At 53.5% G+C, this 10,123-nt stretch carries 7 protein-coding genes; 6 read left to right on the top strand and 1 reads right to left on the bottom strand.

The window, feature by feature from the left end; genetic code table 11:
* Positions 1 to 154 precede the first annotated feature (154 nt).
* Entirely contained in the window at positions 155 to 1,555 is a 1,401-nt protein-coding gene (locus L248_RS03745; protein WP_022528741.1) for a S1C family serine protease, read from the top strand.
* Between the two features lie 76 nt (positions 1,556 to 1,631).
* Here the strand turns inward: L248_RS03745 and L248_RS03740 are convergent, their stop codons facing one another.
* Positions 1,632 to 3,614: an elongation factor G gene (locus L248_RS03740; protein ID WP_022528740.1), complete on the bottom strand. Its 1,983-nt coding sequence runs from the start codon at positions 3,612 to 3,614 to the stop codon at positions 1,632 to 1,634.
* A 262-nt stretch (positions 3,615 to 3,876) separates the two neighbouring features.
* Between L248_RS03740 and L248_RS03735 the strand changes: the two genes are divergently transcribed.
* The 5 genes from L248_RS03735 to L248_RS03715 all read left to right on the top strand — a co-directional run bounded on the left by L248_RS03735 (position 3,877) and on the right by L248_RS03715 (position 9,384).
* Positions 3,877 to 5,007, top strand: a complete 1,131-nt coding sequence (locus tag L248_RS03735) for a metallophosphoesterase family protein (RefSeq protein WP_022528739.1) — start codon at positions 3,877 to 3,879, stop codon at positions 5,005 to 5,007.
* Positions 4,997 to 7,741, top strand: a complete 2,745-nt coding sequence (locus tag L248_RS03730) for an AAA family ATPase (RefSeq protein ID WP_022528738.1) — start codon at positions 4,997 to 4,999, stop codon at positions 7,739 to 7,741. Before L248_RS03735 ends, L248_RS03730 begins: the two co-directional genes overlap by 11 nt.
* A 24-nt stretch (positions 7,742 to 7,765) precedes the next feature.
* Complete coding sequence (locus L248_RS03725; RefSeq protein ID WP_022528737.1) at positions 7,766 to 8,257, top strand: hypothetical protein; 492 nt, start codon at positions 7,766 to 7,768, stop codon at positions 8,255 to 8,257.
* Positions 8,258 to 8,372: 115 nt separating this feature from the next.
* Positions 8,373 to 9,077: a glycerophosphodiester phosphodiesterase family protein gene (locus L248_RS03720; protein WP_022528736.1), complete on the top strand. Its 705-nt coding sequence runs from the start codon at positions 8,373 to 8,375 to the stop codon at positions 9,075 to 9,077.
* A 34-nt stretch (positions 9,078 to 9,111) separates the two neighbouring features.
* The gene (locus tag L248_RS03715) at positions 9,112 to 9,384 is read left to right on the top strand and encodes a hypothetical protein (protein ID WP_022528735.1); all 273 of its coding nucleotides are present in this window, start codon (positions 9,112 to 9,114) and stop codon (positions 9,382 to 9,384) included.
* Positions 9,385 to 10,123 lie beyond the last annotated feature (739 nt).

Raw genomic sequence — 10,123 nt, 5'->3', positions numbered from 1 at the left:
GGCGGCAAAGCCGCCAAGAATGATTTCACCACTGAGCCCATTTTGCCTCCGCTTGCTCCACGTTGGCACTCAGTCACGTGGAAATGCGAGTCTTGTCACCATTTGGTAAGCGTGCTCCGCGTACCTCGTTGCGGCGAGTCGTCTCGGTCCCTCGATGATGGATAATAACCAATTTGATAACAATGAACCCAACCAAGAACCGAAGCAGAATCCGCAAACACCGCAACGCCCTGTACGGCCGGCGAATAGTGCGGGTAACGGCGGGGAACCGCCGCGGAAGAAGCGGAACAGCGGGTTGTGGAAGATTGCCCTGGTGGCGCTGGTTTCGGCGCTGATCGGCGGCGGCGTGGCCTATGCTGGGATCAGTGCCCAGCTGGCCCACCAGAACAGTGCCGGTGACACGACGGTTTCGTCCAGTTCTGAGCCGGGGACGACCCAGGTCAGCAACGTGACGATGAAGAATTCCACGTCCATGACCAACGCTTTTAACAAGAACAAGAACGCCGTCGTTTCCGTCGTCAACCTGCAGAAGGAAAGCAATGAAGACAGCAGCGATCCCTTCGCTGGGCTGTTCGGCGACAGTGACGACAGCGACAGCGGCTCGTCATCGAAAGGCAGCTTGGAAGAGTATGGTGAAGGTTCCGGTGTGATTTATGCCAACCAAAACGGCAAGGGCTACATCGTGACCAACTACCACGTGGTCGAAGGCTCCGATTCACTGCAAGTCATCTTGAGCGACGGTACCAAGACCAGTGCAAAGCTGGTCGGCACCGATTCTTTGACCGACCTGGCCGTGCTGACCATTGATTCGAAGTACGTCAAGGGCACTGCCACCTTCGGGAATTCTGACGCCGTTACCCCGGGTGAGCCGGTCATTGCCATTGGGTCACCCCTGGGCAGCCAGTACGCGACGTCCGTGACCCAAGGGATCATTTCTGCTAAGAGCCGGACTGTGGACATTACCAACAGCAACGGTCAGGCCACTGGCCAAGCGACTGTCATTCAGACCGATACCGCGATCAACCCCGGGAACTCCGGCGGTCCGCTGGTGAATGCTGAAGGGCAAGTCGTCGGCATCAACTCCATGAAGCTGGCCCAGAGCAACGATGGCACCACCGTCGAGGGCATGGGCTTCGCGATTCCGTCCAACGAAGTCGTGAAGATCATCAACCAGCTGGTGAAGAACGGCAAGGTCGTGCGGCCAGCCCTGGGCGTCCGGGTCATCGACCTGAGCACCGTGGATAATTCGACTACCCGGACCCGCCTCAAGATTCCGACGAGCCTGACGGAGGGTGTCGTCATCGCGAGTGTCGACAAGGGTACCCCGGCCGCTAACGCCGGCTTGAAGGCCTACGATGTGATCACCGCGCTGAATGGCAAGGCCATCTCCGGTGTGGCGCAGCTGCACACGCAACTCTACAACTTTAGCGTCGGCGACAAGGTCACCATTACGTACTACCGCGGCAGCAGCAAGCAGACCGCGACCGTGACGCTGAGCCAGACCCAGAGCCAGGTAGAGAAGAATAGTGACAGCAGTTCGTCAACCCGTGGTTAATTCTCAATCGATCAGTGAGTAAGAAAGGTCCCGCAGACCGTCAGTGACGACGGTTGGCGGGACCTTTTTTCATGTCTCAAGCTCGGTCGTGCCCTAATGCGGCGAGTTGGGCGGCGGAATATACATAGGGCAGGTGCATCGTCTCCGGTACCTTGTCCCAGTTCACGGTATAAGCCGCTCCTTTGGCGACGAAAACCGAGCCCGGCGGGTTGGCCAAGTCGCCGGTGGGACTGTAATTGGCGGCCGTGATGACCGCATCGGCGTTGTGGCAGGGCCGGTAGCCCGCCACGACAGTCTCCAATTGGCCCTGGCCGTGGGTGTAGGTATTGACTTCCTGGGTGTAGGACTGCATTTCAGAAACGGGGGCCGTACCGGTGAGGACGGTCATGGTCGCCCCGTCGGCGTCTTCGGTATCGGCGATCGTACCGCTCATCCGCTGAATATCGTTCATCGCGCGGCCGACCTGGTCGCGGCCGATTTCTAACCGGAAATCGTACCAGGGCTCTAAAATGACGCACTGATCCTGGGCCCGGAGCATCATCAGGCCCTGGCGCAGCGCTCGCCAGCTGGCCTCGCGGAAGTCGCCGCCGACGGTGTGGACGATGCTGCCGCGGCCGGTGACCAGGGTGACGTGCATGTCGGTGAGGGGGGCGCCGATGAGAACGCCGAGCTGTTCCTTGGCGGCCAGGCTGGTGAGGACTTGGTGCTGCCAGTTCTGAGGCAGAGTCTCGGGACTGGTGGTGCTGTCGTAGACGAGGCCGCTGCCAGGGGCGCCCGGCTGCAGGAGCAGGTGGACCTCCGCATAGTGGCGCAGCGGTTCGAAGTGCCCGGCCCCCTCCATGGCCGCCTTGATCGTTTCCTTATAGAGAATGTGCCCTTGGACGAAATCGACGGTCAGGTGGAAGCGGTCGGCCATCATCTGCCGCAGCACTTCCAGCTGGATGACCCCCATGATCTGCACTCGAATTTCCTGGAGCGGTTCGGACCAGGTGACATGCAGCTGGGGGTCCTCATCGGCCAGTTCCTGCATGGCCTGCAGGCAGGTGGGAATATCATTGCCCTGGGGATCGACAGCGTAGGTGAGGACCGGCTGGAGCGTGGGGTGCGGGGCGTCTTTCTCCGCGCCTAAGCCTTGGCCCGGGTAGGTGGCGGTGAAGCCAGTTATGGCGCAAACGGCCCCCGCCGGGACGGTTTGGGCGATGGTGAATTTCTCGCCGTTGTAGATGCGCAGCTGGTTGGCTTTCTCATCGTTGACGAGGACCGCCCGGGCAGCCAAGGTGCCGCCAGTGACCCGCACCCAGGTGAGGCGCTCGCCCTTATCGTCGTGGGTAATCTTGAAGACCCGAGCGCCGAATTGGGCGGCAGCCGGCGCCGGCACCGTCCAATGGGCCAGGCCGGCCAGCAATTCTGTCACGCCCGTCTGCTTGAGGGCCGCACCGAAGTAGACAGGGAAGACCTGACGCCGCTGAATCAGCTGTTGAAGCGCGGCATCCGGGAGTGCGTCCGTGTCCAGATAGTCCGCTAATACGGCGTCATCCTGGGTGGCGGCGTTCTCCAAGGCGGCCTCGCTCAAGCGGCCGGCGGCATCCGGGGTGAAGTCTGTACACCCGGGAGATAACGCGGTCTGCAGTGACTGCAGCACCGCTGCCGCGTCGGCGCCCCGGGTGTCCATCTTGTTGACAAAGAGGAAGACCGGCACCTGGTAGCGCGCCAGCAGGTGCCACAACGTGCGGGTATAGCCGGGAATGCCGTCGGTGGCCGATACGACCAGAATGGCGTAGTCCAGCACCGGCAGGACTTCCTCCGTCTGGGCGGCGAAGTCCACGTGGCCCGGGGTGTCTAGCAGGGTCAAGGCCAGGTCCTGGTACTGCAACTCCGCTTGGTGGGAGAAGATGGTGATGCCCCGTTTCTTCTCCATGGCGTCGGTGTCGAGAAAGGCCTCACCCTTATCGACCCGGCCCCAGGTGCGGATCGTCCCGGCTTGGTAGAGCAGTGCTTCGGAGAGGGTGGTTTTCCCGGCGTCGACATGGGCGACGATGCCGGTGACGATATGTTTCATGAGGGGGTGCACTTCTTTCTTGGTTGGTTAGTGCTTCCATTATACCGTATCGGTTAATGCCCAAGCGGGTGGTGGACAGCGGTCATCGTAACGAAAGCACCGGTCCATAATGCCTATCGTCATACGGGTATATGATGACAACAACATTTTGTGAATATAAAATCAGTATTTTTCGTTTCTTATTTGGATCTTTTGTGAGAAGATAGGTAAAGAGTATATTGAAGGCCCGTGACTTAGGCCATTAAAGAACAGGGGAGAATCCATGACTAGAATTGTTCAGATGAGCGATGTTCATCTTGGTTTTGATTACGCTGGCCTGAAAAACAGCCAGAAGAGTAATCAGCGAAAATCAGAGTTGAAGAAGACTTTCTTTGATGCGGTGCAATACACTGTTAGCCACCATGCTGATTTATTGTTAATTCCGGGGGACCTATTCGATAACGCTTACCCAGACGAAACTCTGGTCCGGGATGTTCAGGATACTTTAGCGCGAATTTCACCGATCCCAGTAATGATTGCTGCCGGCAACCATGATTTTTCATATCCCGGCTCATTCTACGAAGCGACTACACACTGGCCGAAGAACGTCCATATTTTTTCTGGCGAGTGGTCCAGCATTCGCTTTCCAGAGCTGCATACAACAGTTTGGGGAGCTAGTTTCACCGCACCATACCAGCACGAGACACTTTTGAAACCAGTTACAGCGGAGGATGGTGACGATTTGCAGATTGGGGTTCTCCATGGCGATGCGTCCACTCCAGAAACTTCACCCTATGATCCAATTACCCGAGAACAAATTGCAGGGTCGGGATTAGATTGGCTGGCTTTGGGTCATATTCATAAAAGGAGTGAAGCCGCGGCCGGTAAGACGACATACGCATACGCTGGGACGCCGGAGGGCCATGGCTTTGACGAGTTGGGAGAAAAGGGAATTTTACAGGTTGATTTCACGGAAGACCATCAACCGCAGGCGACCTTTATTCCTACTTGCCAACGGCGTTATGAAGATGTGACTGTGGACATCAGTCAGGCGGAATCCAATCTGCAAGCCGTAGATGTGATTAATGATCAACTAGCAAGCCAGTATGGTCCGCAATTTGCAGATAATTTGTATAAAATTCATTTGGTAGGCACCCTTTCTGAAGACGCACTCATCACAGTTAAGGGAATATCTGACCAGCTGACTCTGTTTGATCGCCGAATCAGTGATGAAACCAGGGCCGATATTGACTATGATCAACTGGCACAACTGGATACCTTGGAGGGTAATTACGTGCAGAAGATGCAGGCTAAGATATCTGGGGCCCAGGATGATCATCAGCGAAGCAGGCTTGAAACGGCACTAGCAATTGGCGTTCGGGCGTTCAGAGGGGACATCGATAATGGAAATTAATACACTTGAGTTGACCGATTTTGGCATGTTTCACAATTTTAAGATTACGCTGAATGGCCGTGATCAGCTGATTTATGGAGACAATGAACAGGGCAAGACGACTATTATGGGTTTCGTCCTGTTGATGCTCTATGGGGACCAAGGCCGCGACCGGGCTGACCACATGACGATTAGAACCAAATATCAGCCGTGGAATAGTAACGAGATGGCTGGCAGTATGGAATTCACCAACCGTGACGTACGTTACCGGGTAGAGAAGCGATTTGGAAAAACAACAAGCAAGGACGTCGTCACCCTAATTAATCTGGATACAGATCAAGAAGTATCGCTCGGGCGCAAACAAGAAGTCGGCGAGTGGGCACTGGGCATCAATCTAGACGGGTTCTTGAAGACCGGCTTTATTGGCCGGCCTGGCATGTTCAAAAGCGATCCGGCTAAAGACGAGTTGACGGAACAATTGGTGAAGAATTTGACTGAAAGCGGCGATGAATCCGTTTCTTCTAATACCGTTGTGACTCGTCTGGATAATGCGTTGACATTGCTGCGGACTAAGTCTGGCCGCAAAGGCCAGTTGGTGGAAGCCCAGGATCATCTCCAGCACGTCAAAGAAGAATACCAGTCTGTAAAGCAGCAAGTGAATGACCAAGCCCAGGCAGTTACCGAGTTAAAACAGCTGACGGCCCAAAGAGAGCAGCAAGATGACATTAAGAAAAAACTGGCTGCAGATACCCTGGCACAAGAAGCTGATCAGCGTAAAAAACTGCTGCAGGGGATTCAGGTAATCCATGAGAAGGAGGCCGCTCTGACTCGTTTTGGTGTTCGCCCTGACAATGCGGCGCAAGTCATTCAAGGCGGAACCAGGGCGATTGCTCAGGCACGCGATGATAGTCGGACCGCGGATGCGCAGGCCAGCACTGATGGGGAACAGGGCGTACCGATAAGTGAAGACGAATATACGCAGACAAAGCAGCTGAACGAGCAAGCAAACCAAATGTCCAAATTACAGGAACAATTTGCTCGGGATGTCGTACCCGCTGGTGAGGAGACACTGAAACAAGCAGGTCGTCTAAGTAATCTACAAGCGCAGCAAAAGGCTCTGCAAGCCCAAGCAGACAGCTTTGCTGATGCTGAAACGCAAAATAAAAACCTCAGCGCACAAAAGGAAAAAAATACAAGCAAGCAGCAAACACTCGCCACGCAGATTGCCGCAATGGAACAGCAACGGGAGCAAGAACAAGCTGCTGTCCAATCCGGACAGAAGCAGAAGCAAGCCTATCTGATTGGTGGCATGATCCTGTTACTTGTTGGTGTTGTTTTGGGTGTCGTCGTTAATGTGTTTGGCTACGTTCTTGCCGCAGTTGGGGCAGCCGCCGTAATTCTAGGTTTTGGGAAGGCCAAACAGGGGCAGCCAACCGTGTCTGCTGCGGATATCGATCAGCAGAAGCAAGCACTTGCTGCCTTGACGGAGACTCAGAATACAATTGATCAAAAACTGGCAGCACTTGTCCCCAAATTGAAAGAAGCTGAACAGAAGCGCGAACAATTGCGAAACATAGCTGCCCAAATCACACCGATTCAGGAGAATGTCTCTGATAGTCTGAACCGCTGGCGAGCAGCTCGAGATGCTTGGCAAGATCGTGTAAACCAAGTGCCAGAACTCGAACTGCCCACTTTGGGGCTTTCTCAAGACAGTCTTGATGAGATTACCGCTGTACTGGCAAAACAGCATGATGTGGTCGCCGCGGCTCTTAGCCAAAACTTACAAGTCAAACAAGTACTTGATTTCATGACATATCAGGTAAGCTATCGGCTACAGCAAAAGGCCCAAACGCGTCAGGAGCAACTGGCAGCAGTTCAAGCAAAAGCTAAAAAGAGTATGGAAGCCATGCTCGATTACTTCACAGCAATAACGCCTCGACCAGAAAGCCTAACTGATGCTCAGACCACGTTGACGGCTATTCAAGACGCCTGGGCGGATTATCAAAAAGCCGCTCAAGCGGTGGCCAGCCAGCGTCAAGTGACCGGGATCAAGGATTCTGAGGAAGTATTGCGAGCGAGCGTGCAACATGATACCGCTCCGCAGACACTCTCTGATGAAGAGCGAGCACAATTGCAAACCCAACTCAAGGAGATGCCGGCCGATTTGGACGCTCAATGGTATCGCTTGCAAAATACAATCAAGGTTCCCAGTCGGCCACTAGACGAAATTGAATCAGATATTTCTGATACTGAGGAAAACATTCAGGACTTGCAGGCCCGCTACGATGCACTTAGTACTGCATTGATGACTTTACAAGAAGTAATTGACGAGCGGCGCCAAAACTTTGCACCAGAGCTTAAGAAAAAGGCTGGGGAATACCTGGCCCAACTCACTAATAAGCGGTACCACGATTTATTGATTCCCAAGAGCTTTGAACTGAAGGTTCTGACTGATGGCGCGTATCACGATTACAACTATCTCAGCGGTGGAACAACTGACCAGGCTTACCTTGCTTTGCGATTTGCCATTGCCAATCTATTGGCAGCAGGTAAAGAACAAGGAGAAGAAATACCCATGCTGCTCGATGATGTGTTACGTGAATACGATAACCGGCGGGCGGAAGCAGCACTACAATTTTTGAAGGCGCAGGGAGCACAGCACCAGCTGATTATGTTCACCTGCCATCAGCATATTACAGAGATGGCAGAAGACCTCGGTATTGCGACGACGGCATTGGAAACACAACTAGTATAGCGGGACTAAGGAGGAGACATCATTATGGCAGATACAAGCGAAACAAATCCAAGTGAAGAACAAGTAGACCTTGACGCAATGTGGCAAGCGTATAATCAAGATATTCCTGATCCTGCGAAACTGATTGCGGGGGCGGTTTCTTATCAATCTATTTGCGGTACGATTTTGAGTACCATGGAAAAGATATTAACTGAGCTTAACGCACAGCCGACAGTAATGAATAAACAAGAGTATTTACAGCGGCCCGATGTAGCCGCCCGCATCAGTTTGGTTCTGCAATTGCATGAACAGGAGGGTGGGGTAAATGGAGCAATTGAATCACTTCTGAATTCAATGAGCCTTAGGTATACTTATGAAGAAGAAATTGAAAGATTTGATCGTGCACAAGACCTAGATTATCCAGTGGCGATTCAGTTGGTTGTCGCGGCGACGGTAAATATTTCTCGAGTCCTTGATCGAAATTATCCTGCGTTTTTGGATGTACTCGATTACTACCTGAATCCTGAAGAGGAGTAGTAAGGGTTGTGGAAAGCTGTAAAGTCTGAGCCCTATTCTCACTCTGACACCGTTTTCTTGCTATAATACTCGCGGAACAACAGTCTGTGCAGATCACCAAGACGAAGGGACGAGTATGATGACATTCGACATCTACGGGCATCGCGGCTTCCCCGTGCGCTTCCCGGAGAATAGTATGGCCAGCTTCGCGTACACCATTGCCCACGGGGCGGATGGGATCGAGACCGACGTGCAGGAGACCAAGGACGGCGCGCTGGTCATTATCCATGATGAGAAAATCGACCGGACGCTGAATGGCCATGGCTGGATCAAGGACATGACGCTAGCCGAGCTGCACCAGTACCAGATGGCCAACGGTGAGCGTGTGCCGCTGCTCAGCGACGTGCTGGACCTGATGGCGCCCAGCGGGATCAAGCTGAACCTGGAGTTCAAGACCAGCAAGGTGCATTATACGAATATTGAGGAGAAAGTCCACCGGGAGATCGTCGTGCGCGACATGGCCGCCCGGACGATTTATTCTTCCTTCGATTCGGACACCCTGCGCCGGCTGCACGCCATTGCCCCGACCCAGCAGCTGGGCGTGTTGACGATGCAATCTGGCAAGGTGCCCAAGTTCACGGCGCTCAAGCCGATCCTGGCGACGCTCCACGTGGAACAGTATCAGCCCCAGATCGACTTTCCCCAGCTCCTCTGGACCGTTGACGATCCCCACGAGATTCGCCGAGCAATGCACGACAAGCAGGTCTTCGGTATCATTACTGACAACTTTGAACGGGCAATGCGGATTCGAGAGGAAGAAATGGCACATCTGACTCAGTGAACATCGCGTTACTACGAAAGGGTGGTCTCCCTCTATGAAGAAGATTGAGAAAAAAGACATCGTTTTTGGCTCTGAATACTGGCAACGGATGCGTTCACTACCTCATTTTAACCAAGCCCGGCAAATTATCCCCGCAATGATTCGGCATGGGTTGAGCGGTGACGAGGTGCTGTCTTTCACAGGTCTCACTGAACACGAATTTGCAGCGATGCTGGCTGGCGACGGTGCATACACTGATGCGGATTATCAGGCACTCATGGCACAAATTAAGGCGCATGGCGATGAACCGGTACGAAAGAACGATTAAACGGTGGACAATTCAAAGGACCAATTAAGGGCGCAAGGAATCGATACCGTTTCGGCAGTCCGCAATCGGGCCAGAATGTAGGATGAGCCGTAAGAAAACGACAGGATAGACGAGCTTTTGCCGGCTTGTGTCTCTGCTCATGGACGTTGCTGTATCGGCGGGCCCAAGGGCATCGGAGCCGCGATGGTCCGCTTAAAATAATGACTGCGGATTATTTCCCGAGAAAAAGTGCTCCAGACAATTCTATATTGCGCATTTCACTGGATGGTTTAACGTTTGTGCGCCTTTCCAGCACCCGCCGACTGTTGCTCTGGAGGGTGTTTTTTATTTCCTGGTTCCCGGCAGGCAGCACTTCCCACTTTTCCAAGCAAAATAATAGCGTTTCCATAATTTGGGTCTTATGATGATGTTGGTCACCGGTATGATATTTCAACCGCAGGATAAAGCGCGTTAGAACAATATTTCAGCACCTCCCGCGGGGGAATATTGTAATGGGTCTAGACCGTATTAGGCTGCCTGTTGGAGAAATTCTTGGAGATACCCAGTGTAGTCAACAGGACGACATTCAATAAGAGCCATCCTGTTTCACGTGAAACAGGTTGTGGGGAGATTCAATATTTCAATTACGTGCGGTTCGGTGTTCTGGTGGCGAGACTGGCTTTAGCGTCTACGCAGGTACCATGCCGCACATCAGTCATGGGGGCGTGACACAATTCGTATTCGGGCGTGACTGAGTGCT

This window comes from Schleiferilactobacillus shenzhenensis LY-73, assembly GCF_000469325.1.
GTDB lineage: Bacteria > Bacillota > Bacilli > Lactobacillales > Lactobacillaceae > Schleiferilactobacillus > Schleiferilactobacillus shenzhenensis.
This window is presented reverse-complemented; position numbering and strand designations above follow the sequence as displayed.